Source organism: Chryseobacterium endophyticum, from assembly GCF_056333165.1.
In genome coordinates, this window is record NZ_JBWGXE010000002.1 from 592,256 (window position 1) to 616,976 (window position 24,721).

Annotated in this window: 24 protein-coding genes and 1 tRNA gene; 14 read left to right on the top strand and 11 right to left on the bottom strand. The window is 39.3% G+C overall.

Annotation, left to right across the window (positions count from 1 at the left end; translation table 11 throughout):
* Positions 1 to 366 precede the first annotated feature (366 nt).
* The 3 genes from AC0N32_RS07105 to AC0N32_RS07115 form a co-directional block, all read right to left on the bottom strand.
* On the bottom strand, positions 367 to 1,581 hold the full coding sequence (locus AC0N32_RS07105; protein ID WP_476393161.1) for an MFS transporter: 1,215 nt from the start codon (positions 1,579 to 1,581) through the stop codon (positions 367 to 369).
* A gap of 65 nt (positions 1,582 to 1,646) precedes the next feature.
* The gene (locus AC0N32_RS07110) at positions 1,647 to 1,823 is read right to left on the bottom strand and encodes a helix-turn-helix domain-containing protein (protein ID WP_476393345.1); all 177 of its coding nucleotides are present in this window, start codon (positions 1,821 to 1,823) and stop codon (positions 1,647 to 1,649) included.
* A gap of 3 nt (positions 1,824 to 1,826) precedes the next feature.
* Entirely contained in the window at positions 1,827 to 2,501 is a 675-nt protein-coding gene (locus tag AC0N32_RS07115; RefSeq protein WP_476393162.1) for an AraC family ligand binding domain-containing protein, read from the bottom strand.
* Between the two features lie 100 nt (positions 2,502 to 2,601).
* Here AC0N32_RS07115 and AC0N32_RS07120 point away from each other — a divergent pair, with 100 nt between their 5' ends.
* From AC0N32_RS07120 to AC0N32_RS07130, 3 genes are all read left to right on the top strand, one after another.
* Positions 2,602 to 3,591: an aldo/keto reductase gene (locus AC0N32_RS07120; RefSeq protein WP_476393163.1), complete on the top strand. Its 990-nt coding sequence runs from the start codon at positions 2,602 to 2,604 to the stop codon at positions 3,589 to 3,591.
* Positions 3,592 to 3,885: 294 nt separating this feature from the next.
* Positions 3,886 to 7,071 (top strand): TonB-dependent receptor, encoded by a 3,186-nt coding sequence (locus AC0N32_RS07125; RefSeq protein ID WP_476393164.1) that lies wholly within the window; start codon positions 3,886 to 3,888, stop codon positions 7,069 to 7,071.
* Positions 7,072 to 7,212: 141 nt separating this feature from the next.
* Positions 7,213 to 7,782: an OmpH/Skp family outer membrane protein gene (locus AC0N32_RS07130; protein WP_476393165.1), complete on the top strand. Its 570-nt coding sequence runs from the start codon at positions 7,213 to 7,215 to the stop codon at positions 7,780 to 7,782.
* An 88-nt stretch (positions 7,783 to 7,870) separates the two neighbouring features.
* Here AC0N32_RS07130 and AC0N32_RS07135 read toward each other — a convergent pair whose 3' ends face one another.
* Positions 7,871 to 8,041 (bottom strand): lmo0937 family membrane protein, encoded by a 171-nt coding sequence (locus tag AC0N32_RS07135; RefSeq protein WP_283422814.1) that lies wholly within the window; start codon positions 8,039 to 8,041, stop codon positions 7,871 to 7,873.
* Between the two features lie 125 nt (positions 8,042 to 8,166).
* Positions 8,167 to 8,958 (bottom strand): Cof-type HAD-IIB family hydrolase, encoded by a 792-nt coding sequence (locus AC0N32_RS07140; protein ID WP_476393166.1) that lies wholly within the window; start codon positions 8,956 to 8,958, stop codon positions 8,167 to 8,169.
* A 160-nt stretch (positions 8,959 to 9,118) separates the two neighbouring features.
* Here AC0N32_RS07140 and AC0N32_RS07145 point away from each other — a divergent pair, with 160 nt between their 5' ends.
* From AC0N32_RS07145 to AC0N32_RS07180, 8 genes are all read left to right on the top strand, one after another.
* Positions 9,119 to 9,571 carry a PA2169 family four-helix-bundle protein gene (locus tag AC0N32_RS07145; RefSeq protein ID WP_476393167.1) on the top strand — a complete coding sequence of 151 codons (453 nt, stop codon included), beginning with the start codon at positions 9,119 to 9,121 and terminating at the stop codon, positions 9,569 to 9,571.
* Positions 9,572 to 9,856: 285 nt separating this feature from the next.
* A complete protein-coding gene (locus tag AC0N32_RS07150; protein WP_476393168.1) occupies positions 9,857 to 11,179 on the top strand; it encodes a phophatidylserine decarboxylase associated domain-containing protein in 1,323 nt (440 codons plus the stop codon).
* A gap of 416 nt (positions 11,180 to 11,595) precedes the next feature.
* Positions 11,596 to 12,090 (top strand): DUF4280 domain-containing protein, encoded by a 495-nt coding sequence (locus tag AC0N32_RS07155; RefSeq protein WP_476393169.1) that lies wholly within the window; start codon positions 11,596 to 11,598, stop codon positions 12,088 to 12,090.
* Between the two features lie 17 nt (positions 12,091 to 12,107).
* On the top strand, positions 12,108 to 12,287 hold the full coding sequence (locus AC0N32_RS07160) for a hypothetical protein (protein ID WP_476393170.1): 180 nt from the start codon (positions 12,108 to 12,110) through the stop codon (positions 12,285 to 12,287).
* Entirely contained in the window at positions 12,229 to 13,515 is a 1,287-nt protein-coding gene (locus AC0N32_RS07165; RefSeq protein ID WP_476393171.1) for a hypothetical protein, read from the top strand. The genes AC0N32_RS07160 and AC0N32_RS07165 overlap by 59 nt, the downstream gene beginning before the upstream one ends.
* A gap of 13 nt (positions 13,516 to 13,528) precedes the next feature.
* Positions 13,529 to 14,176 (top strand): hypothetical protein, encoded by a 648-nt coding sequence (locus tag AC0N32_RS07170; protein ID WP_476393172.1) that lies wholly within the window; start codon positions 13,529 to 13,531, stop codon positions 14,174 to 14,176.
* Between the two features lie 177 nt (positions 14,177 to 14,353).
* Positions 14,354 to 14,911, top strand: coding sequence for a DUF4256 domain-containing protein (locus AC0N32_RS07175; RefSeq protein ID WP_476393173.1), 558 nt, complete (start codon positions 14,354 to 14,356; stop codon positions 14,909 to 14,911).
* Between the two features lie 104 nt (positions 14,912 to 15,015).
* Positions 15,016 to 15,519, top strand: coding sequence for a hypothetical protein (locus tag AC0N32_RS07180; RefSeq protein WP_476393174.1), 504 nt, complete (start codon positions 15,016 to 15,018; stop codon positions 15,517 to 15,519).
* Between the two features lie 40 nt (positions 15,520 to 15,559).
* Here the strand turns inward: AC0N32_RS07180 and AC0N32_RS07185 are convergent, their stop codons facing one another.
* A complete protein-coding gene (locus AC0N32_RS07185) occupies positions 15,560 to 16,591 on the bottom strand; it encodes a threonine aldolase family protein (protein WP_476393175.1) in 1,032 nt (343 codons plus the stop codon).
* Between the two features lie 84 nt (positions 16,592 to 16,675).
* Here AC0N32_RS07185 and AC0N32_RS07190 point away from each other — a divergent pair, with 84 nt between their 5' ends.
* On the top strand, positions 16,676 to 17,332 hold the full coding sequence (locus tag AC0N32_RS07190; RefSeq protein WP_476393176.1) for a metal-dependent transcriptional regulator: 657 nt from the start codon (positions 16,676 to 16,678) through the stop codon (positions 17,330 to 17,332).
* Between the two features lie 293 nt (positions 17,333 to 17,625).
* A tRNA-Arg gene (locus AC0N32_RS07195) sits at positions 17,626 to 17,697 on the top strand.
* Positions 17,698 to 17,879: 182 nt separating this feature from the next.
* Here the strand turns inward: AC0N32_RS07195 and AC0N32_RS07200 are convergent.
* Genes AC0N32_RS07200 through AC0N32_RS07210 form a run of 3 tightly spaced genes read right to left on the bottom strand, consistent with a single transcriptional unit; the run spans position 17,880 to position 19,868 of the window.
* Entirely contained in the window at positions 17,880 to 18,389 is a 510-nt protein-coding gene (locus AC0N32_RS07200; RefSeq protein ID WP_476393177.1) for an endonuclease V, read from the bottom strand.
* A 14-nt stretch (positions 18,390 to 18,403) separates the two neighbouring features.
* Positions 18,404 to 18,766: a VOC family protein gene (locus AC0N32_RS07205; RefSeq protein ID WP_476393178.1), complete on the bottom strand. Its 363-nt coding sequence runs from the start codon at positions 18,764 to 18,766 to the stop codon at positions 18,404 to 18,406.
* A 55-nt stretch (positions 18,767 to 18,821) separates the two neighbouring features.
* A complete protein-coding gene (locus AC0N32_RS07210; RefSeq protein WP_476393179.1) occupies positions 18,822 to 19,868 on the bottom strand; it encodes a M28 family metallopeptidase in 1,047 nt (348 codons plus the stop codon).
* A 90-nt stretch (positions 19,869 to 19,958) separates the two neighbouring features.
* Here AC0N32_RS07210 and AC0N32_RS07215 point away from each other — a divergent pair, with 90 nt between their 5' ends.
* Positions 19,959 to 21,098 carry an aminotransferase class I/II-fold pyridoxal phosphate-dependent enzyme gene (locus tag AC0N32_RS07215; RefSeq protein WP_476393180.1) on the top strand — a complete coding sequence of 380 codons (1,140 nt, stop codon included), beginning with the start codon at positions 19,959 to 19,961 and terminating at the stop codon, positions 21,096 to 21,098.
* Between the two features lie 58 nt (positions 21,099 to 21,156).
* On the opposite strand, the gene AC0N32_RS07220 is transcribed toward AC0N32_RS07215, so the two are convergent.
* Entirely contained in the window at positions 21,157 to 23,883 is a 2,727-nt protein-coding gene (locus AC0N32_RS07220) for a sodium-translocating pyrophosphatase (protein ID WP_476393181.1), read from the bottom strand.
* 213 nt (positions 23,884 to 24,096) lie between these two features.
* Positions 24,097 to 24,708, bottom strand: coding sequence for an inorganic pyrophosphatase (locus AC0N32_RS07225; RefSeq protein ID WP_476393182.1), 612 nt, complete (start codon positions 24,706 to 24,708; stop codon positions 24,097 to 24,099).
* Between the last annotated feature and the right edge of the window lie 13 nt (positions 24,709 to 24,721).

Genomic DNA, 24,721 nt, shown 5'->3' on the forward strand with positions numbered 1-24,721 from the left:
ACTATTTTATATTGAAATGGTGCCTGAACCAGTCCAATAATAAAGCCAAAAACCAAGTCTGTGGTATTAATTCACGGAAGATTAATGCAATACCCGAGATCGTATTTCTCCTGTTGTTTTTATTTAAATAATATACTCTGAAAAAATCATATGATTTCATCAGTTTAAATGGCTTAAATATGTTCTGTTTTGAACAGGGTAAAAACGTCGAAACGTTTTCCCTAAAACATCGAAACCTTTTACTCAAAACGTCGAAGGGTTTTACCTAAAACCTTTCGACGTTTTTTGAAGAGGGAAAATATGCCGCGATCATCGGCATTCCGGTTAGCGTTTTAAAGATGATCTGCTGCTTTAAGATGATACTGATTAAAGGACGGTTTTCTTATCTTTCCATAAAACAAGCAGGGCACATAAACCGCTTATGGCTCCGAAAATATAAATTGACTGGTAGCTAAACCAACCCGCAATCAACCCGGCAACGGGACCGGCTACTCCTAAAGAAAGATCAAAAAATGCGGAATAGGCACCTAAGGCAGTTCCTCTCATTTGCGGCTGAACTTTTTTAATTGCCAACACTCCCAACGCCGGAAATACCAGAGAAAAACCGATTCCTGTAAACGCACACCCCAGGATGGCCATCCATCCAGACGTTGAAAACCCGATGAGCAATTGCCCGGTGATTTCAACAGCAAATGAAGCGATTGCTACTTTATACCCTCCGAATTTATCAGGATAAGAAGCAAAAAAAAGTCTCGTCACAATGTAAGACCCGCCAAAGCAGAGAAATCCCAATGAGGCGCCGCTCCAGTTTTTATCTGCAAAAAACAATCCTATAAACGAAGCAATGCAGGCAAAACCTATAGATGAAAAAGCCAGAGCAAATCCCTGATTCAGCACTTTGCCGACCACTTTGTAAAAGGGAATACGAACATGGGAAGGATCTGCTGCAACCACAGGCAATCTGCCGGTAAACAGCCCGCTTACGACCGATAAAAGAGCGATCAGGCCAAACTGAAATACAATCCCGGAAAGATCTTTAACCCATATACCCAGCGGTGCTCCCAACGCGATTCCCGCATACATCGCTATGCCGTTCCAGGTCATTACTTTTCCTGAATTCCCGACTCCGAGAAGGCCGATCCCCCAGGTCAAAGCTCCGGTAACCAACATACTTTCACCGATTCCGTGAACGATTCTTGAAATCATAAGCAGGCCTAAAGCCAGGTTTGGGAAATCTCCTGAAAAGCCGGCGGAAAGGTAAATTAATCCGGCTATAAAAATTAAAAAGACTCCGCGATGATGGCTTATTTTCGATCCCAGCGTATCGGTGATCTTCCCGGCATAAGCTCTCGTAAGCAGAGCAGCCAGCGACTGGAGACCGATTGTTATTCCAATGGCAAGGTTTCCGAATTGCAGATCGCTTTTGATGAATCCCGGTAATACTCCCAAAGAGATTCCCATCGTAAGATAAACTGCAAAGACCGAAAGGATCAATGGATAAAGAACGTTTACCAATGATTTTTTTGTCCGGATAATTTCTTTGCCGGAGGTTCCGGCTTGTTTTGTTTTCCTGTGTGTCATACCGTTTTTATTGATTATTTACGGTGACAAAATTATCGCGGGAAAGAAACGGAAGCGATGGCTATTTAAAGGGAATCCTTGGACAAATAATGTTTTTTAATCCTGAACTGAGAAGCGGTATGGCCCGTATTCTTTTTAAAGAATCTTGAAAAATAGGCATGATCGTCATAGCCTAACCGATCGGCGATCTGCTTAATATCCAGATCGGTGTAGTACAAAAGACGCTGCGCTTCCAGAATAATTTCTTATTTGATCCAGTGGCCCGCAGAAAAACCGGTTATTTCTTTTACCATTTCATTTAAATAAAGCGGCGTGATATTCAGTAGTTCCGCATATTCTTTTACCTGCTTGAATTTCCTGAAATGATGCTGAACGAGCTTTTTATATTCAACTGCTGTCTTATACTTCTGCCCGCCGATGACATTTTCCGGGTGCCGGTTTTGCAGGATATTCTGAATAAACATTCCCATGAGACCATCGGTAAGAGAAATTATTACCGAATCACTGAAAGCCTCTTTTGGTGTGTCAAGTATTGAAGTAAAGACTGAAACAAAACTGAAAATAAGATGGTCCGGTGAAATCGGGCAGGCCTGGTAAGCGTTGAGGGCCGTATTTAAAACTTCAAGATAAGGCCTGGTGACCAGAGAAGCTTCTACAAAAACAAGCCAGCCTTCATGATGGTCGTGATCGAGATACTGATGAACCTGCCCCGGAGCCACAAAACATAACGATGGTCCTGATAAGGTAACTTCACGGAAGTCCAGCTCCAGGCTGAAACTTCCTTTCTGCTGAATAATCAGCATAAAATGATCATCACGATGCGGAGCTTTATCTTTAAATTCAAGCCCATGCATACTAATAATTTCAATGCCTGTCGATTTCAGCTCATCCCTGTGAAAAAGTATTTCAGTCTTTGCCATTCCAGTTAAATAATGGTAAAAGTAAAGAATATTCTCTTTTACATGCTTATCTGCACAATGTTTGTACCGGATAAGAAACCAAATCATTAAATATTATCACATGAAATCAGACATTTTAACGGAAAAACACAGGTTAGGAATAGGCGGAGTCGCCATAGGAACCGCTTTCGAACCGCTTACCGACGGGCAGTCTTATGAAGTGCTGCAAAAAGCTTGGGACCTTGGGATACGGTATTACGATACATCGCCATGGTACGGACTTACGAAAAGCGAAAGGAGATTCGGAAATTTCCTGCACGGAATGAATCGCGATAAGTTTGTTCTTTCCACCAAAGTCGGACGATTATTTGTGGAAGTTCCGGAAGATGAGGTGCCACCGACCATGTGGCAGGATCCTCTTCATTTCGACTTCGAGCACAACTATACTGCCGATGCCATTAAAAGGTCGATTGAAGAAAGCCTGGAGCGGACAAGACTCAGCCATATTGATATTGTCTACGTTCACGATCTTTCGGAAGACCAGGTGGGCGACCGCTATCCGTATTTCCTGAAACAGGCGAGGGAAGGGGCATTTAAAGTATTATCGGAACTGAGAGATCAGGGCGTCATCAAGGCCTGGGGAATGGGAGTCAATAAAATAGAACCTATCCTCGATTGCATTGATTCTGCGGATCCTGACATTTGTTTATCGGCTACCCAGTATTCTATCCTTGAACATGAAGATGCGGTGGACAGGCTGCTTCCGGCGGTGAAGAAAGCAGGGGTAAAGCTTGTCTCAGGGGCAGGTTATAATTCAGGATTTATCAATGGAAGACCGAGATATAATTATAAAGACGTTATCCCGAAAGGCATGACTGAAAAGCGTGATAAAATCGAAGAGATCGCTAAAAGATACGATATTGATATTGTAGATGCTGCCCTGCAGTTTGTCCTGGCAGCCGACGAATTTGTTTCCATCATTCCCGGAGCTAGCAAACCGGAACAGGTAGAAGATAATATGAAAGCTCTCGGTAAAAATATCCCTTCCGACTTCTGGAAAGAGCTGAAATCGGAAGGCCTGATCTATGAGAAGGCGCAGGTTCCGGAATAACATACAACTGTTCTCCTGAAAGTCTCCCCAGCGGAGGCTTTTTTTATGAAAGGCCTATGAATAATTAAATGTTACAAAAAGCTTAAATAAAAATTAAAGCCATACAGCCGATAAACAGGGAGATTCATCAAATACAAAGAGGCTGGAATTAAAAAAATGAATTATCCAAACGAATGTTTTTAATTTTTTTTTAAGGAAATGTTAAGCATTATGTCATGTAATGTTATCTGTATATTAACAGGCTGCAACGTGACTTCAGAATACTTTTGTGGTACAAATTTGAAGTATAAAAAAATGAAAAAAGTAATCTGTGCTATTGCATTATTATCTTTCAGCCTTGTGTTTTCTCAGGAAACAAGTTCTAAGATCTTCGGGAGACTGCGGGGTACGAATTCCGAAATGACGATTAAAGTAATTCACGTTCCCACCAACAGTGTCTTCGAAACCAAATCGAATAAGAACGGGCAGTTCAGCCTGGACAACCTGCAGCCTGGCGGACCTTACTCAATTGAGATCAAAGACGGAAACACCACCGTTTATTCCAACACAAATGTGCAGCTTTCTCTGGGAAACAATGATCTTCCCGTGGTAGAGATCGGCAATAAGGAAAAGGTAATCGATGAGGTAAAGCTTACCTCCAAAAGGTCTACGACTGCCAAATTCGGAGTGGGCATCAGCCAGGCACAGATTTCAGGATTGCCGAATATCAACAGGGGAATCCAGGATGTAACGAAACTGGTTCCCCAAAGTGCCAACAACTCGTTCAACGGAACCAACTTCAGATACAATAATGTCACGATTGACGGTTCGATAAATAATGATGCCATCGGCTTCAGCCCTTCATTGGGCGGACAGACCGGAACTTCGGGAATGCCGGGAAGCAGCACGCGCTCCAACTCCATCAGTCTGGATGCCATCCAGGATGTACAGGTCTATATCGCGCCTTACGACGTGAAGCTGGGAAATTTTCTCGGAGGAAGCATTAACGCCGTAACAAGAAGCGGAAGCAACAATGTGGAAGGATCTCTTTATATGTACGGAAGAAATGCAGCCATTACCGGTAACAATCGTGTAGGAGACAATTCTAAAATGCCCAGATCATTCGAAGATTTCATCTATGGAGGAAGGGTAGGCCTGCCGGTTGTGAAGGATAAAGTATTCCTTTTCAGCAATCTTGAATACACCAAAAGAACGGATCCCGTATTCTACAACGCCGGAGATCAGGGATCTCTGGTAGGGACTGCCGTTGCCCAGCAGGTCGCCGACTTCGTTAAAAATAAATACGGTTTCAATGCCGGAACATTTGATCAGTACAACAACTTCTCCGAAAGTGCCAAGCTTTTCAATAAACTGGACTGGAAAATTAATGATAAGCACACTTTATCCATTAAAAACAACACGGTATTTTCCCAGGCTTCGAATCTTGAACGGGATGGCGCCAATTTCCGTTTCTCAAGCATGGATTTCGTTCAGAAAAATACGGCTTCCACCACAACGCTGGAATTGAAAAGCCGCTTTAACGACCGCTGGAACAACAATCTGGTTCTGGGTTATTCATCGATCCACGATTACCGGGACCCGACTTCCCAGAATGCCATGTTCCCACAGGTGGAAATTGCCTACAACGGCGGAACGATCTTGTTAGGAAACGACAGGGAAGCCACCGTCTTCAACATGAAGCAGAAAACCTTCGAGATTACGGACAACCTTACCTATAAAACAGGACATCACACCTTTTTACTGGGAACCCACAACGAATTGTACAATATCGATTACGGCTTTGTGAATGCCCTGAACGGAAGGATTTCCTATAAAAGCTTAAATGATTTTTATAATTCCAATCCGGCAAGAATCAGAGGGACTTATTCTTTTGACGGAGCAGACCGACAAAGCCTTTTTGATAATCCGTATGCTCATTATAAGGTTAATCTTTTATCCGCCTATCTTCAGGATGAAATCAACCTGGGAAGACTGAGACTGACCCCGGGAGTACGCGTCGATTACACCGATCTTCCGAACAAACCGGTCCTGAGCCCAAAAGTAACTTCTTCTCCCGCAGACCCGAATTATGGAAATACTTATACTTACACACCGCTTAGCCAGCTTACCAACGACTATCTTAATAAGCCTACACTTTCGCCAAGATTAGGCTTCAATTTAGATCTTACCCAGGACCGATCTGTTGTATTGCGTGGAGGTTCAGGTATTTTCGTGGGAAGAATTCCTTTTGCATGGCTGGGGTATGCCTACTATAATGATGGGGTAGGTTTCGGAAGCTACGATTATAATGCGCCTACCGCTGCTCAGCTGGCAGCCAACGGTGATCCCCTTACAAGCGGGAATTTCCCGAAATGGCAGAATTCTTCAAAAGTCCAGGTGGATTTAATTGACAATAATTTTAAAATGCCAAGAGTATGGAGAAGCTCTCTAGCTTTCGATTATATTCTGTCCGGATACAAACTTACCCTCGAAGGAATTTATACGAAAGTTCTTTATGATCTTAAATTCCAGCAGGTAAATAAGACGGATAATGTAACGTATTTCAGCTATGATACCAATCATGAGATGCCGATCTACACGACGAATATCAACAGCAATTTCTCCAATGCCTATATGCTTTCCAATACCAAAGAAGGCTACCGGTACAACCTGACGGCACAGCTTTCAAAGGCTTATAATTTCGGATTGAATTTCTTTGTAGCCTATACGTACGGGGACGCAAAAGATATCACCAACGGAATCAGAAACTCCATGGAAAGCAACTGGCAGATGAACCAGTCGCTTACCCCAAACGATCCGAAACTGTCGACATCTAATTTTGCGATCAAGAACAGGGTCGTAGCCAATCTGGGGTATAGCTTCCCGCTTTCTGAATCTAACAGATTATCGGCTAATGTTTACTTCAACGCACAGTCGGGAAATCCTTTTACCTGGGGATTTGTAAACAGTACGATCGCCAATACGGGACAGGCGGCAGGTCTGGCCTATATTTTTAAAGATGCAGCCGAAGCCGCGAAATATATCGTTCCCATAAAAGATGCTTCAGGAAATATCCTTGTTTCCGCAGCACAGCAGGTGGCCGACTATGAGAAATTCATCAGCAGCAATGAATACCTGAACAGCAGAAGAGGGAAATTTACCGAAAGAAACGGAGATTTCACGCCATGGAATATCCAGGCCGACTTCAGGATCATGGATGAGATCAGGCTGAGCCAGAAATCGAAGAATACGCTTCAGATCTCTTTAAGCATTATTAATCTTACCAACCTGCTGAATAAAGACTGGGGTAAAGTGTATTTCGTGCCCAATACCTTTAACTCTACATCAAGCGTAGGACTTACAAAAACAGGAAATATCGCAGCGGGGCAGCCTTCAGCAGGAGATCCGACGTATAATTTTACCACGCCGGGATTACCTTATACGATTGATCAGTTTGCTTCAAGGTTCCAGGCTCAACTGGGATTACGATATAATTTTTAATAATCTCTTTTTACGTTTATACTTTCAATAGAAGTCCGGGAACTATTCCGGGCTTCTTTTTAACAATATCACTAGGTGTTTAGTTATATTTATTATATTTGCTGAATTTTAAAAGATAAAAATTAAATATATTATTACAAGATGAAAAAGTTAATCACAACATTTTCGATAGCAGCAGTGCTTTTCCTGACCACCAATATGGCTAATGCACAGCAGAAGATCGGCCACGTAAATTCTGATGAAATTTTTGCCACTCTTCCTGAAGCAAAAACGGCAGAAGCCTCTCTTGACACATACACAAAAACAAAGCAGGCAGATATTGAAAAGATGATCGCAAGCTTCCAGACCAAGCTGAAAGCAGCACAGGATAAGGAAAAAACCATCAGTGAAGCGAATAAGGAAGCTGTTGTTAAGGAGCTTACTGCTGCACAGACGGAGCTTCAGACTTTGGGAAAAGGTATTGAAGAGGCAAGAACAAAAGCGGCACAGGATATTTCCAAAAAACAGACTGAGCTGTTTACACCGATCCAGCAAAAAGTAAACGGGATGATCTCAACAGTGGCCAAAGAAAAAGGACTGGCCTATGTATTTGACGTTGCAGCTTCACAAGGAAACAGCAATATTGCCTATATGGATGGCGGAGAAGATATCACATCTGCTGTAAAATCTAAGCTGGGCGCAACAGGTACTGCCAAAGCAGCAGGGAAATAATTCAGTTAAAATTATAAATAAAAAAAGCTGGAAATAATGACGTAAAGGTCTATTTCCAGCTTTTTATTTTCAGTTTTCTACTTAGATCTTAATCAAGGGGTCTTCTGCCTGATATCAGATTATAAAGAACAACAATGATTGCAATAACCAGCAATACATGAACTAAATATCCCGTATCCATTCCAGGTACGATACCCAACATTCCTAAAAGCCATACCACAATACAAATGACTGCGACTAACCATAATATACTTCTCATAACTAAATATTTTAAGTGATTCGATTAATTATATACACATATTGTGCCTTTTTATAAAAGATCCGTTAAAAACAGATACCACACAAAAAAATAATCAATTATTGAGAAGAATAATTTAATTTAAATCAAAGAATACCAAAATGGATGAGGGCAGATTCAATACCATGATTATCAACATCTTCAGTAATGTAATCTGCGACTTCCTTCACATGATCATTTGCATTTCCCATGGCTACACCGATCTGGGTAAATTTCAGCATTTCGATATCATTTCCGCCGTCTCCGAAAGCCATGGTTTTTGAAACATCAATATTAAAATACTCACAAAAGTGTTTAATCCCGGTACTTTTGGAAGTCCCTCCACGATTTACATCGGCAAATAAAGGCGTCCATCTCGAAGCCGAAGAATTGGGCATTATATTTTCCATAAAAGTTCTTTCATTCTCAGGTCTCAGGAAAATATTGGCCTGAAGCACATGATCCGTATCAATATTTTCTTTGTCATGAACAGGCGGAACAGGCAGATTAACGTGAGCATACATTCCCACAACCTCTGGCGTAGCATCATTGATCTCAACCTTGTCTTCATACATCAATGAATAACTCAACGGAAAATTCTGTGCATAGTTGACCAGATTCTTTACATCAGCGGAATCAATATATGTTTTATACATTACTTTTCCTTCAGTCGTTACACAGTAAGTACCATTAAATGTTATAAACCCGTCAAACGTAATATGCCTGATGTGATCTAAAGAATTAATGGAGCGTCCTGTGGCGACAATGACTTTAATTCCTTTTTCGCGAAGTCTTATGATGGCATTTTGCGTTGATTGCGGGATTTTGTTGGTTTTAAAACTGATCAGCGTGCCGTCTATATCAAGAAATACGGCTTTTATATTTAATTGATCTTTCATATCCAATTTTGTAATTCAGCACAAAAATACATACAATAAATTGGTTTTTGCTTTAATAATTGTTTATATGAGAAATCATCAGTTGTAAAGATGTGGTATCATGATTTATGGGCTGGGTATAATTCTTGTACCACCTTGGATACACCAAATTTATAATCTTATGAAAAATAAAGAAGAAGCATCAGTACTAAATGACCTGCTGCATATCACCAACGACAGAATTGAAGGTTTTGGCAAAGTGGAAGGGCAGGTCTGGGAAAATTATCCCGATGTAAAATCAGAGTATGCCCGTTTAAACTCGCTCTCAAAAGTGATGAAAAACGAACTGATCAATCTGATCCAGGATGATGGTGAAACACCGGAGGATTCACCTTCTGTCGCAGGAGCACTTCACAGAACATGGATCGATATTAAAAACTCTTTCACTTTGGGAAATAAGGAAGAATCGACCATTGAAAATGTAATCTTTGGAGAAAAAGCGGCGATTGATGCCTATCAGAATGCCATTGACAGCGGAAAACTAAGTCAGGAAAGCCTGGACATTGTTTCTGAGCATTTAAAACATATTAAAGATTCTTATCATCAGTTTGAAAACATGAGCAGATATAAATAATGTCAAGCGTGTACTAATTATACCTCTTAAACAATGCGGGCTGGTTCATTGAACCAGCCCGCATTGTTAATCAAATATTTAATTCATTTTAAAATATAAGCAACCTGTTTCGAAAAGATTATAGATTCCGTATTACTACTGAAAGTTGTTTTTGAGTAAAATCACTCTTGTTAAAATCTTATTTTCCGGTGTACATTTACACTAGCTAATAACCATGGAGACCAGATACCATAACAAACGGGGCGCATCCTGAAAAGCCATACGAGTAAGGAAAAAACCATCATTATGAATCACGTAAAGTACAGGGTGGGAAAATGGCTTCCCTCCGACAGAAATTTCCTGAACCGCTGGATTGAAAAGAAAATCGCCCAGGTAAATGCCAATCCTCTTTCTCTGAGTCCCGCTGTTGAAGACCTAAGAAATGCCATTTATAAGGATGCCGTGCTCTATATGAGCTTTACCAGCATGTATGATGAGATCCCTCAGGGATACAACGATCAGGTAAAAAACTTCGAGACCATGCTACAGATTATGAACCAGATCCTTCGAGAAGGGCCCTGCTACAGCCAGATAGAAGATCAGATCGGGCTGGTAGGATTTCCTATTAATGCTATTCTGGACTGGGCTATGGGAACGCAGGGAGGGTATTTGGCCTTTACCAATTCACTGGTGAATGAAAAACTGTACGCTATTCTGACTGAATGGAAAAATTTCCTTGAATCTCCTGATTCCCGATATGTATTGGTGGATGGTGCTATCGATCAGCCACAGCCAGACTATACTAATCCTGTCGGCTGGTTTTCACCGGTAGCACTCGAAGCTATTGCCAGCATGGATCCGCTAAGAGGACAGGGCAATGACCCTTACGATGCTTTAAAAAATTTCATTTACAATTATCAGTGCCAACCGGATCAGCCGTATTTTGGGTATAAAAGCTGGGACGATTTCTTCACGCGAGAATTCAATCCCGGAGTACGTGAAGTGAGTGTGGAGGATCAGGATCCATCGGTAATTGTGAATGCCTGCGAATCGGCACCTTACAACTGTGTAACCAATGCAATGATGAAGGACAAATTCTGGATGAAAGGCCAGCCTTATTCACTTCTCGACATTATGGACAATCATGATCTTGCGCGGGAATTCGGAGATAACAGTACTGTTTATCAGGCATTTTTGTGTGCCAAAACCTATCATCGGTGGAATAGTCCGGTAGATGGGAGAGTGGTTGCTATTGAAAATGTACCGGGAACCTATTATTCAGAAGCTCCGGCTGAGGGGTACGATCCGGCAGGCCCGAATGATTCCCAGGGATATATTGCTGAATTAGCCGCACGCGCACTGATTTTTATTCAATCTGATAACGATAAAATAGGCCTGATGTGCTTTGTAGCCATCGGAATGGCAGAAGTTTCCAGTTGTGAGATTACCGTTAATGTCGGGGATCACGTTAAAAAGGGAGATCCGATCGGTACATTTCATTTCGGAGGATCTACGCATTGCCTGATTTTCCGCCCGGAAGTGCATATAAATTTTGATTTCCACGGACAGACGCCGAGCCTGAATACGTACAATATTCCTGTGAAAGCCAGAATTGGTGTGGTACAATAACTGAAATCAGCCATAATCTATAATTTTTTTTAATTAAAATTTAAATAAATCTTAGATGAAAATTTCTGCAAAACTTTAGATCTTAAAAATAAAAGTAGTAAATCATTATACAAAGATTTGGAGACTTAATCCAAAGCAAAAGGCAGCTCAACACGAGTTGTCTTTTTAATTTTGATCCACGTTTTTTCAAAGCTTGAAATATCTCCGATTTAACATAATATAAATTATAGGACTTTTATAATTGCAACAAATGACCCTTAATATTACATCATATCTATCTCATTATAAGCCCGTAAACATAAATATTCTGCTTCACGAATCATGACTCGAAAAATATTTTTATATTTGAAAAAGGTATTTTTTCCATTCTTGGTTTTTGTAAAATTAAATGATACCCCATTTATACAAAACCATAAATGATGAAACATTCAGAACATACCGGAAAACATTTCGTTATTCAAAAAGGAAAAGCCATTTGCAATAAAGGCACCCATTTTCCCAACTTTAAAGTTACTAGCCTTCAAAAACATTATTGGAATCATTCAGACGAAAAAGTCGATTATTTAGCGGTCACCGAAGATTATGTACAATTTACACTTATAAATACTCCATTCGGAAACTGTTCCGTGAAAAACGGGCAGCCCTGTAGTTTCTCCCCGGTGGGAAAATGGATAAAAGCTTATGAAAAAGTAAAAGTAATGGGTAAAAGTTGTATCACTGAAGCGTCCGAACTACAATGCTCCATTGGTGGAATGATCAAAGTTTTAAAGCATGGACAAACTGTAGAAATCGGCAGGCAGAATCTTAAAAACGTAAATCCTTTAAAGATCAGCATAATGAATCCTCTTATTAATATTAAAGAGATTCTTAATGAAATTGAAGAGGAAGATTATATCTACGATTTTGAGTAAAATTAGAAAAAATACAAATGGAAAAATCAAAAAGGGGAATTTCGCAAATTAGCGGAAATACTGAAATTAAGCTTGGTGAAAAAACATTTTATAAGGTTAGCAGAATCTATCGGCTGGAAGACCATGAAAAAGTAAAAAATGCATTATGGAAAATTTTATGTCAAGGAAAATGGCTCCTGGAGAGAATTGAAATCTAATCCTTCTACTCCTCTTAAAAAAGGCGATGAAGTTTCATACACTATAACTAATCAAAAACTTGTCGGAAAAGAACTTCTGATTGAGGCTTATTTGTACGAACCCGAAATGAAGGCACCTCCGGGAATGAAAATAAAAGTAATCACAGGCGATTTAAAGAAAATTCGCCGGGTGGATCTTTTTATGGCTGATGATACTCCCATAACGGAAAATACAATTCTGAAGTATAATCAGTCTGTAAAAGTTAAAGTTTACAGGCAGAATATGCCGAAAAAGTTTTTGAAACTAACACTCTACGAAGATGATGCTAGCGGAGCCGGGCACAGTACACAAAATGATAAAAATAAAGTCGCAGAAGTAATCAAAATCACCAATGATAATGGATTTTTATGGCATGAATTTAAACTGAAAGCAGATTTTTCAAAAATAGCAAATGCCGTGATGGATGGAAGTTCTGACAAAATACATGAATATTATGTTTTGGTAGAAAGCGAAAAATATGGAAGCAGAAGCAGTGAAAACGTACATGTCGATAACCCTGATTATATTGTGCATCAGACTTATGAGAACGGAAAGGTAATTGATCATAAGAAAGTGTATGGTGAAACTTTGATAGAGGAAGTTGTCATAAAAGGTAAATACAAAAAGCAAATGGGTGCCGATCCTATTGTAAACACAGGGAGAAGTGTGAGTGTTGTAGGAGCTTCAACAGAAAAGCAAGAGGAACAAGAGAAATGCTTTTGCAATAGAGATTTTGAAGAAAAAGATGTTAGAAAATTTATTAAGCTCTTGAAAGGAAGTGAAACAATATGGGAAGGACAGGCTTTAAAAGGTGGTAAAAGAGCAGAATGTAATATAAATGATAAATCTTTTGCAGCTCTGACAAAAGAACTAAATACTACATTAAATAAATACAAAATTAATTCTTGTATTCAGAAAATACATTTTCTTGCACAGGTTTGTGAAGAAACAGGCACCTTTACATTGTCAGAAGAAACAAAAAGTAAATATGCTTCAAGTCAGAGTATCTATAAAGGAAGAGGAATTTTGCAATTAACTGGAATCAAAGAAAATAAGAATGACAAATTTTATAATGAACCTGGTCCCTACACGTCATATGCTGATTATAAAGGAGACCAAAAAATTATAAAAAACCCAGAAATTGTTGCAACTGATATTCACTATGCTATTATACAGCTTTGGATGGGCAAGATTAGAAGAAATGTATAATAATTAAAGAATAATGAAATATATACTACTCATCGTGACTCTGATGCTATCATGTATAAAACATGATTATAAACTTAAAAAAAATTTCAGAGAACATTCTGTTGGTAATAAATCGGTGATAAAAAAAGCGAGTAAAGAATATTTGGAAGAACTTCGTTTACCATATTGCTTCAAAGTAGACACATTACCGACCAGTAACTATTACCAAACGAATTTAGATACATTTTTAATTCATCATAATTTAAAAAGAGATAATGTTTTAAACATCAATAAAAAGTTTCATAAAAATACTGTAGATTTTATATCGGATAAGCAATCGAATTTTATGCACTATTTATATCACGGAAATGCATATGCTATTAAAAAATTAACTATAAATTCTGAGATTACTGCCATTCTCTATGGATACATATATGATTCAGAAATGATTCAACCCAGAATTGAAATTCAAACATTCGACAAAAAACAAAATAATATAGACAATCTGATCATTGCCTCTACTTTTAGCAGCGAATGTAGCGGATACAGAGACTTTTGTGTAAATAATGATAAAATTATTACTATAAATAATTATTACTATTGCAATGATATTAATACAGAATATAAAAATATTTACAAATTTAAAATAAACGATAAAGGCAGATTTATTTATGCTGAATAAATTTAAAAAGGAACTAAAGAAGATCATCAACACAATGCTCATTTACATTGTGGTTCTTCATATATTCAAATAATAGAAATAAAAGAGTAGATAAAATGAAAAAAATATTCTCTTTAAAATACATTCTACACAAACTTTCGTATTTTGGATTTTTAAAATAAAATCGATCAACCAACAATGAGTACTAAAAAACTATCTCCTGAAAAAAGCCTTGAATTCATTGAAATTCTGAAGATCCGATTCGAAAACAATCGACAAAGACATCAGAAAATTGAGTGGGAAAAAGTTCAGCAAAAACTAGAAGATCATCCTGATAAGCTCTGGTCCCTTCATGAAATGGAAATAACGGACGGTGAACCCGATGTTGTAGATTATAATAAGGCCACGGACGAATATCTTTTCTTCGACTGCTCTCCGGAAAGTCCGAAACGCAGAAGCCTTTGCTATGATTACCAGGCCTGGGCGTCAAGAAAAGCCAACAAACCCGAAGGTAATGTAATAGATAAAGCAGCTGAAATGGGTATCGAAATATTAACGGAAGATCAATACCGCCAACTTCAGCAATCAGGAAAATTTGATCTCAAAACATCAAGCTGGATCAGGACACCTGAGAAAATCAGGGAAATGGGAGGCGCTTTGTTTTGTGACAGAAGATACGATACGGTTTTTACCTACCATAACGGTGCAGAATCTTATTATGCAGCACGAGGCTTCAGAGGATGCATTAGAATTTAATATTTTCATCAGGCACCTATTTCTTGGACCATAAATTGATATGTTTACCGAAATTTAATTTCAGATCAAATAAAATTAAACTATTTTAACATCATAAAAGGGATATGAAAAAAGTAATCTTATTAAGCTCATTGTCAGTTCTTTTACTGAACTGCAACAAAAAGCCGGAAGCCCCTGTGGCCGATACACCACAGCCGGATACAGCTGCCACAACAGAGAAAGCAGTGGATACGCTTACAGCAAAGTCATTCTGCTATATGGGAGTTACAGGAAAAGATACCGTCTTTGTGAGCATTGACGATAACCTGGGAACCATTACCGGAAAAATGGCTACTAAAAACAGTGAAAAAGACAGTAATAAAGGTGAGTTATCCGGATTCAAATCAGGAGATACCCTGAAGCTTACTTACAATTTTGCCTCTGAAGGCAAAACAGGAAATAAGAATGACATCTATTTCCTCCAGACAAAAGAAGGCTTAAATGAAGGGATCGGAGACAGAGACCCCGAAACCGGAACCAAATATGCCAATGAGAAAAAAATTAAATATGCCGGAGGGAGAACCCTGAAAATCGCAGACTGCAGCCTCGTGGAAAAAGCACTGAAATAAGCATTGATTAAACAAAAACAGCCTCTCGTGAGGCTGTTTTTTATAGTTCTCTTTTAATGATTTCAATAAATTCGTTGACGGGCTTGTCATCTGTGTTCCATGAAGTGATCAGGCGGATGGCAGAAGATCTTTCGTCAATTTTTTTCCAGATGTAAAATTCAAATTTCCCGGATAACTTTTCGATAAGATCATGATCCAAAACAGGAAAAATCTGATTGGTAAAGGTCTCCGAAAGAAACTGTACTCCCCTTTCCTTCATGGCCATTTTCATTTTCATAGCCTGCTGATTGGCATGCTTTGCCAGTTCAAAATATAGATCGTTCTTCATCAGCTCAAGAAACTGAATCCCAAGAAGCCTCCCTTTAGCCAACAGGGCACCTTTTTGTTTGATATTAAAGGCAAAATCCTGCTGAAGATCTTTATGGTTGATGACGATGGCCTCTCCTATCAAAGCTCCGTTCTTGGTTCCTCCCAGATAAAAAATATCGGTAAGCGCTGCAACATCTTCGAGAGTCAGGTCACTGGTTTCGGCGGTGAGCCCATGTCCCAATCTTGCGCCGTCCATGAAAAGATAGAGATTATTTTCTTTACAGAATCCCGATAAATTTTCAAGCTCTTTCAGAGAATAAATCGTTCCCAACTCTGTTGAATTTGAAATATAGACCAGTTTCGGCATTACCTGATGCGGAACATTCCTGTGACTCTCCAGAACGGGAATAATATCCTCCGGAGCTAATTTTCCATCCTCTTTAGGAATACTTATAATTTTATGGCCCGTAGCCTCAATAGCTCCGGTTTCATTGTTCAGAATATGCCCCGTACCTGCAGAAACAACGCATTGGTAAGGTTTTAAAACAGAAGAAATAACAATCAGATTCGCCTGTGTTCCGCCGGAAACAAAGTAAACAGCTGAATCCCGATTATTGATTTTTTGTTTGATAAGTTCTTTGGCTTCCAACGAATACTGATCTTCTCCATAGCCTGCCTGCTGATCAAGATTAGAAGACACCAAGGCCTCTAAAATATTGGAATGACAACCTTCCGAGTAGTCGTTTTTGAATGAAAATTTCATGGGGTAAAATTAAAAAATCTAAAACGAACAAGCCTCTTTTATTCGCAATAATTTGTTAGATTTGTAATATAAAGCCTCTAACATTTGAAAACAACACTCACGGAAGAAAACTATCTTAAAGCTTTATTTCACTTGGTAGATGGTGAGAATAAAGTGACGATCAATGAACTCAGCAAATTTTTATCTGTAAAAATGCCGAGTGTCAATAACATGATGAAGAAGTTTGCCGACAAAAACTGGGTCATCTATGAAACCTACAAACCGCTTATCGTGACCGAAAAAGGCAGACGTGAAGCGGCTTTGGTCGTAAGGAAACACAGGCTTACCGAGATGTTTCTGGTAAAAAAAATGAATTTTGGCTGGGAAAATGTGCATGAAATTGCCGAGCAGCTCGAACATGTGCATTCTGCCCTATTTTTTGATAAGATGGATGAAATACTGGATTATCCGAAATTTGATCCTCATGGAGAGCCTATTCCGGACAAAGATGGAAATATCATCGCGCAGGATCTGCAGAAACTCAGTGCCTGTCAAGTCGGGGAAACCGTAACTTTTGCTTCCGTTACGCTTTCTGATGATGCTTTTCTAAACTATCTCACCGAAAGAAATCTGCTTTTAAACAAGAAAATAAAGATCATCAAGATTGAAAATTTTGACAAATCCATTACAGTGGAAGTGGATGGAAGGCAGGAAATTTTAAGCAGAAAGGCGACGGATAAAATTTTAGTTAAAAATAAGTGACAAAACTTATCCACAAAAAAATGTGGATAACCTGTGAATTTTAACATTTAGTTTATTGTTTATACAGATTTTTATTTCTAAATTTACTATGAAATACAACTGAAGTGATACATATTTTGCTTTTTTCACCTTTGAAATCGCAATTAAATTTATAAAAATTTAAGCACAGCATCGTCGGCTGTGCTTTTTTATTGTTGTCTAATTAAAAAAATGAGATGTTTTATCTACTGAATCCGTTCCTAAAGAGCGGATTCTTTCATTGATTTTAAATTTTTTTTAATACATTTGAAGACGGTCTCATAGTTCAACGGATAGAATAGAAGTTTCCTAAACTTTAGATCCAAGTTCGATTCTTGGTGAGACCACAAATACGTATAATATGCTAAAAACAAACCGGCAGAAAGTTCTGCCGGTTTTTAAAAACAAAAATTGATATGGATATGATTAAGATCTGTGTTCCCTGATGATCTCAGCGAAACTTTTACAAATCTACACTTATTTAGAATTGTTATAAATAATATACGGATGATATTTGTCAGCTCCTGCTTTAAATCCCTGGATCCCTTGTCAACTGATCCAATTTTTTCAAAAGTGTAGGAATTCTAAAGTTGCCGGCCATCTCTTCTACCCTTATTTTTACTTCATCGACATCAGCACCTTTAGCCGTAACAAAAAGAGGGGTCTTGCTGTCACCCCTGTAGACGGATCTTCGCTGATCATCCGGAGCACTGAAATTGTTTTTTGCAATTCCGATCACCGGAACAAAACCGTTCAGTGCTTCATACAGATACCCTCCGAGACCTATTTTACCATTATTGTCTAAAGTTACAAACCCGTCAACAATAATCAGATCATCACTATTTAAAGTGATTTGCTTCAGAAGACTTAAAATACAGGGTAGTTCCCGTTTATAAAAAGCACCGCTTTCGTAATCAGAAACAATGGCAGTTTTTTCGGTAAAAACTTCCTGTTCTTTTTCAGAATTCCAGTTTTTAAAGGCGATGCAGACGGTTTTTGCATACTCACCAAAATAGTACGTATCAAATGCGTAAATCATTCGTAAGCTGATGGCTATTTTTCAAAAAATTCCCCGAAATGCCAAAGAATCCCTGAAGGATCATGTACAAAACACTCTTTTCCCCACGGCATTGTTCTCACCGGAATTAATTTTACATCAGGATATTTTTGCGTAAGGTCGAGATCCTGTAGGTATTTCCAGAATTCATCCGTGTTTTCTACTTCCATAAAAAGCATCGTATTGTCTACCCAGTCTTTCACATAAGCATCCTGAAGGTAAAATGATAGATCCTTCCATCTGAATAAAGAAAGATTGGTTTCCAGAATCACTTCTTCGAAACCTAGATCTCTGTAGAATTCCCTGCTCACTGCAAATTTTTCTGATCCAATGAATGGACGAATTGATTTTATATGCATCGTTTTTTTTTAAAGGCAAACTGCTGACCAGTGTTCCTGTTATGTGTGATCTAAATTATTTTTTATCCACCACAATTCTGTCCGGTCTGTTGGCCAGCTCCCAGGCTGTTGCAAAAATCAGCTGAGTTCTTTTCGCCAGCAGATCATAATCGATTTTTTCCACGTCATCCGTAGGCTTGTGATAATCTTCATGGATACCGTCAAAAAAGAAAGCAACAGGAATATTGTTTTTGGCAAAATTATAATGGTCAGACCGGTAATATAATCTTTGCGGATCATTGGGATCATCATATTTATAATTCAGCTCCAGGTTGTTGGTTCTTTTGTTGGCTTCTTCGGTAATTACCTTCAATTGTGAGCTCAGCATTTCAGATCCTATTACATATACATACTGCTTGCCTCTGTTCTCAGGATCATCGCGCCCAATCATATCAATATTCAGGTCAGCCATTGTATTGGCAAAAGGAAATACGGGATTATCGGTATAATATTCAGATCCAAAAAGACCATGTTCTTCACCGGTTACATGAAGAAATAAAATCGATCTTTTAGGCCCTTTTCCTGATTTTTTTGCTTTCTGAAAAGCTTTTGCAATTTCCATGACAGCCACTGTCCCGCTTCCGTCGTCATCGGCACCGTTATAAACCACACCGTTTTTTGTTCCGACATGATCATAATGGGCAGAAATCACGATAATTTCACGAGGTTTTTCCGTGCCTTCAATAAAAGCAAGGATATTTTCCGAATCAGGAAGAACTTCACCCCCTCTTTTTTTCATAAAATCGGAAGGAACTTTCTGATAATAGGAATTCATTGCTTCAGGATGAGGAATTTTAAGCTTTTTATAATAATTCACTATATACTCTCCTGCTCTTTTCTGTCCCGGACTTCCTGTATCCCTTCCTTCCATCTCATCTGAAGCGATCACATATAAGTTTTTCTTTAAATCAGCGGCATTAATTTCCCTGTAGGCAGACAGAAAGGCTTTATTACCTTTGACCGTTGCTGAATTCTGAGAGGGCAATGCATCAGAAGCCGTTTTTGCCGTTTCACAGCTTACCAGTACAACCGCCGACCATATCGGAATTAATAACTTTCTCATTTATAAATTAATTTTTTTAAAAATAACAAAATTTAATTTAAATATCTGTGCATCTGTAAATTTCTTATATTTGATTTAAATGCAAAATATATGGAGAAAATTTACGGATTTACTCACTACTCTTTTTTTTCTGAAATGTCTGAGCTGGCTGTAAAAAACAACAGCTTTGATCTTTCATTGGGTCTTGCAGATTTTGAGATAGACCCGCACCTGAAAGAATATCTGAAAGAAGCAGCCGATTACTCAACCCACCATTATGAACCGCTTGCAGGAAATCCCCTTCTGATCGAAAGTATCATTCGTTATAATCTGAAAAGACCCAACAGCATTGTGCTGAATAATCAGCAGGTTACCATTACACCATGTGCAACCTTTACCTTGTATACCGCACTGAAATGCATTATCAATCAGGGAGATGAAGTGATTGTGGTGCAACCTTCGTATTATACCTACGGGCCTTCCATTGTATTAAATCATGGAATTCCGGTTTATTACGACCTTGATAGCGATTTCAGCATCAACTGGGAAAAACTGCAGAACTGCATTTCGGAAAAAACGAAAGCGATCATCATTAATTCTCCTCAAAATCCCACAGGAAAAGTATGGTCTCAAAATGACTGGAACCGGCTGTATGAAATGATAAAAAATCAGGAAATCTATCTTATCTCAGAAGAAATTTATGATACTTACTGCTACGATGAAACGGCGCATTACAGCTCTTTTATACATCCTGAGCTCAGGGACAGAACTTTCTGTATTTTTTCTTTTGGTAAAATGTTTCATTCTACCGGCTGGAAAGTGAGTTATCTGCTTTCCTCAGAAGTGCTTACTTCGAGATTCAGATGCCATCAGCAGTACATATCCTACAGTGCCAATGCTCCCTGCCAGTATGCCATCGCTAAATATCTTGACATATTTGATCCTTTCAAAAACCAGAAGATGATGCAGATGAAAAGAGATTTGTTCAATATACATATTAAAGAAACTCCTTTTACCGTGGAACACAAAACTGAAGGGGCAGTTTTCCAGGTGGTCAATTTCAGGAATATTTCACAAACAATGACGGATGTTGAGTTTTCAAAATGGCTCACTGTAGAGAAAAAAGTAGCCTGCCTTCCGCTTTCGGCTTTCTATAATTCAAGGAAAAATTCAGATTACGTGCGTTTCAGCTTTGCCAAAAATGATGATCTTATCATAAACGCTTTGGAACATCTCAGGAAAAATCTTTAACCTTAAAAAAAATAAGCACCGCTAATAGCAGTGCTTAATATTGATGATGACCAAAAGTTTAAAGGCTTAAAACCCTTACGTCAATTCTTCTGTTCTTGGCCATACATTCTTCTGTATCATTGGCTACACAAACCGGATGCTGGGAACCATAACCTTCTGCTTCTACTCTGTCGCCGGCAATTCCCAGTTCCAGTAATTTCAGTTTTGCAGTTTGAGCTCTCAAATTGGAAAGTTTCTGGTTGCTTTCTTCATTTCCTGTATTGTCGGTATAACCTCCGAGTTTTATTTTCATCTCAGGATAGGCGTTCATTATTTCCACCAGGTTCAGAAGCTGGGCATCGGCTCCGGTCTTCAGTTCGCTTGATCCGGTTTCAAAATAAAGATTTTCGATGGTAAACCATTTATTCGGATCCAGGACTGCCTGATCTTTGTTTTTAACCAGATTATACATGGTGTACAACTGGCTGTTTTCTCCGATGGAAATTTTCTTACCCTCTTTCAGCTGTATCTCTTTCGGAGTTCCTGTATCGTAAACAAAGTCACCGTTCTCATTCAGATAACCCTTTATTTCAGCGGGAACTACCGCAACGGAACCATTTCCTGAAACAGCGCCGGTACTTTTCATTCCGGTTAAGCTTTCGATCTTTGCTTTTCTGTTGGCTTCTATTTTATCTTTATGCAAAACGGCCAGTGTCGGTGCAATCACCAAGGAAACGATAGACATTAATTTAATCAGGATATTCATGGAAGGCCCTGAAGTATCTTTAAAAGGATCTCCTACCGTGTCACCTGTCACAGACGCTTTATGAGGTTCCGAACCTTTATAATAGGTCTGTCCATTGATATTAACACCTTTTTCAAAAGATTTTTTAGCATTATCCCATGCACCGCCGGCATTATTCTGGAACATTCCCATTAAAACACCGCTTACTGTTGCTCCCGCAAGAAATCCGCCCAGCACTTCAGGCCCGAAAATAAACCCGACCAGTAAAGGAGAGACAATGGCAATGGCACCGGGAAGCATCATTTTTCTAATAGAGGCATCGGTGGAAATAGCAACGCACTTTTCGTACTCGGGTTGTGCCTTTCCTTCAAGAATTCCGGGAATTTCACGAAACTGTCTTCTTACCTCTTCCACCATCGCCATCGCGGCCTGTCCTACTGCGGTGATGGCCAGTGAAGAGAATATAAAGGGGATCATACCGCCAACGAACAGTCCGGCTAAAACGTCCGCTCTGTAGATGTCAATTCCGTCGATGCCTGCAATTCCTACAAACGCTGCAAAGAGCGCAAGAGCCGTTAAAGCAGCTGATGCAATGGCAAATCCTTTTCCGGTAGCTGCCGTGGTATTTCCTACCGCATCAAGGATATCTGTTTTTTCACGGACTTCTTTGGGAAGTTCACTCATTTCCGCAATTCCTCCTGCGTTATCAGCAATAGGTCCGAAGGCATCGATCGCAAGCTGCATGGCTGTGGTGGCCATCATACCGGCTGCGGCAATCGCCACTCCATACAGTCCTGCACAAAGATAAGAACCATAAATTCCTCCGGCCAGAACAATGATGGGAAGAAGGGTCGATTCCATGCCGACGGAAAGCCCGCCGATGATGTTGGTGGCATGACCGGTGGAAGATTGTCTCACAATACTTGAAACAGGCCTTTTGCCCATTGCGGTGTAATATTCTGTGATAATACTCATGAGTGTTCCTACAACCAGTCCAACCATGATGGCTCCGAAAACGCCCATTTTTGAGAACTCGTGTCCACGGAGCACCATTTCATCAGGTAAAATATAATTCACCAGGAAATACGAAGATACCGCCGTTATAACGATACTTCCCCAGTTTCCCAGATTTAATGCATTCTGAACATTTGAAGTAGATGAATCTTCATTGTCGTTTATTCTTACAAACAGAGTTCCTATAATAGAAAATATAATTCCGGTTCCGGCAATAAGCATCGGCAAAAGAATCGGTGCAAAACCTCCGAAGGAATCTTCTGAAACGGTTTCCCTTCCCAGTACCATCGTAGCGAGAACTGTAGCTACGTAAGAGCCGAACAGGTCTGCTCCCATCCCGGCAACATCCCCAACATTATCCCCAACATTATCGGCAATCGTAGCAGGATTTCTAGGATCATCTTCCGGGATCCCGGCTTCAACCTTTCCTACAAGGTCGGCACCGACGTCTGCTGCTTTTGTATAAATACCGCCGCCTACTCTTGCAAATAAAGCAATAGACTCTGCTCCGAGCGAAAAGCCGGTAAGAATTTCGATGGTTCTTTCCATCTCATGAGAATCAACAGGTGCGTCGGGAGCAAAAATCTGTTTGATAATTAAAAACAAAGAACCCAGCCCCAAAACGGCAAGCCCCGCAACCCCCATTCCCATGACAGAGCCTCCGGTGAAGGAAACTTTTAATGCTTTTGAAAGAGATGTTTTGGCAGCCTCAGCAGTTCTTACGTTGGCTTTTGTTGCAATTTTCATCCCTATAAAGCCTGCCAGTGCGGAAAATACGGCTCCCATCACGAAGGCAAGCCCTATACTCCAGTGAGAATCAGCGTTGCTGGATCCCATAATAGCCAGCAAAATGGCTACGACGACGACGAAATAAGTTAAAATCTTGTACTCGGCTTTGAGAAAAGCCATGGCACCGTCAGCGATGTGGCCGCTGATTATTTTCATCTTTTCATTTCCGGCATTTTGCTTACTTACCCAATTGCTCTGAATAAAGGTATAGAGTAAGGCAATCACACCGAAAATGGGTACTAATACGAATAGATCCATAGTTTAATATTTTTTTGGTAATAGAGTAATAAATATAACGAATTATTCTTATCTATTTACTGAAAAATATCATACTTATTTAAAAATCAAAAAGTTAAACGGTTAAGCAAACATTCATCATAATTTTATCAACGAAGTACTTTCAGAACTAATTTGATAAAAAAAGGATAAACGAAAATTCGTTTATCCTTTTTTATTCAGAAGAGAAAATATTTACCCTCCGTAATTATTTGCGTAATCTTCCTGAGAAGCTCTGATCACTGTTTTGGCGTGCTCGGCTCCATATACTTCCTGGATTCTGCATTTTGCAGGCTCATCCGGTAAGTTCTTGTACGTCAGGAAATAGTGCATTAATCGTTTCACTTCGGCTTCAGGCAATTCTGAAATATCTCTGAAATGACCGAAAGCATGGTCGCCGATCATTACCGCAACAATTTTGTCGTCAGCTTCTCCACCATCGATCATTTTGAAACCACCAATCGGAATAGCCTCCATCAAAAGACCTCCTGCATGAATATTATGTGAACTTAAAACACAGATATCAAGCGGATCATGATCTCCCATAGTAACGTCGGTTGCACCTCTTTCGATTGCCAAGTTCATTACTCCTGTATCACAATAGGTTCTTGGAACAAAACCATACAATGCCGGAATAATGTTTGAGAACTTCTGAGGCCTGTCTACCTTTAAAAATCCTGTTTCTTTATCTACTTCGTATTTAATGGTATCTGAAGGAACGATCTCCACGAAAACATTGACAACGTTTGGCGCATCTTCTCCTGCAGAAATTCCGTGCCATGGATGTGCTTTAAAATTTGGAATCATTATTTAAATTAAT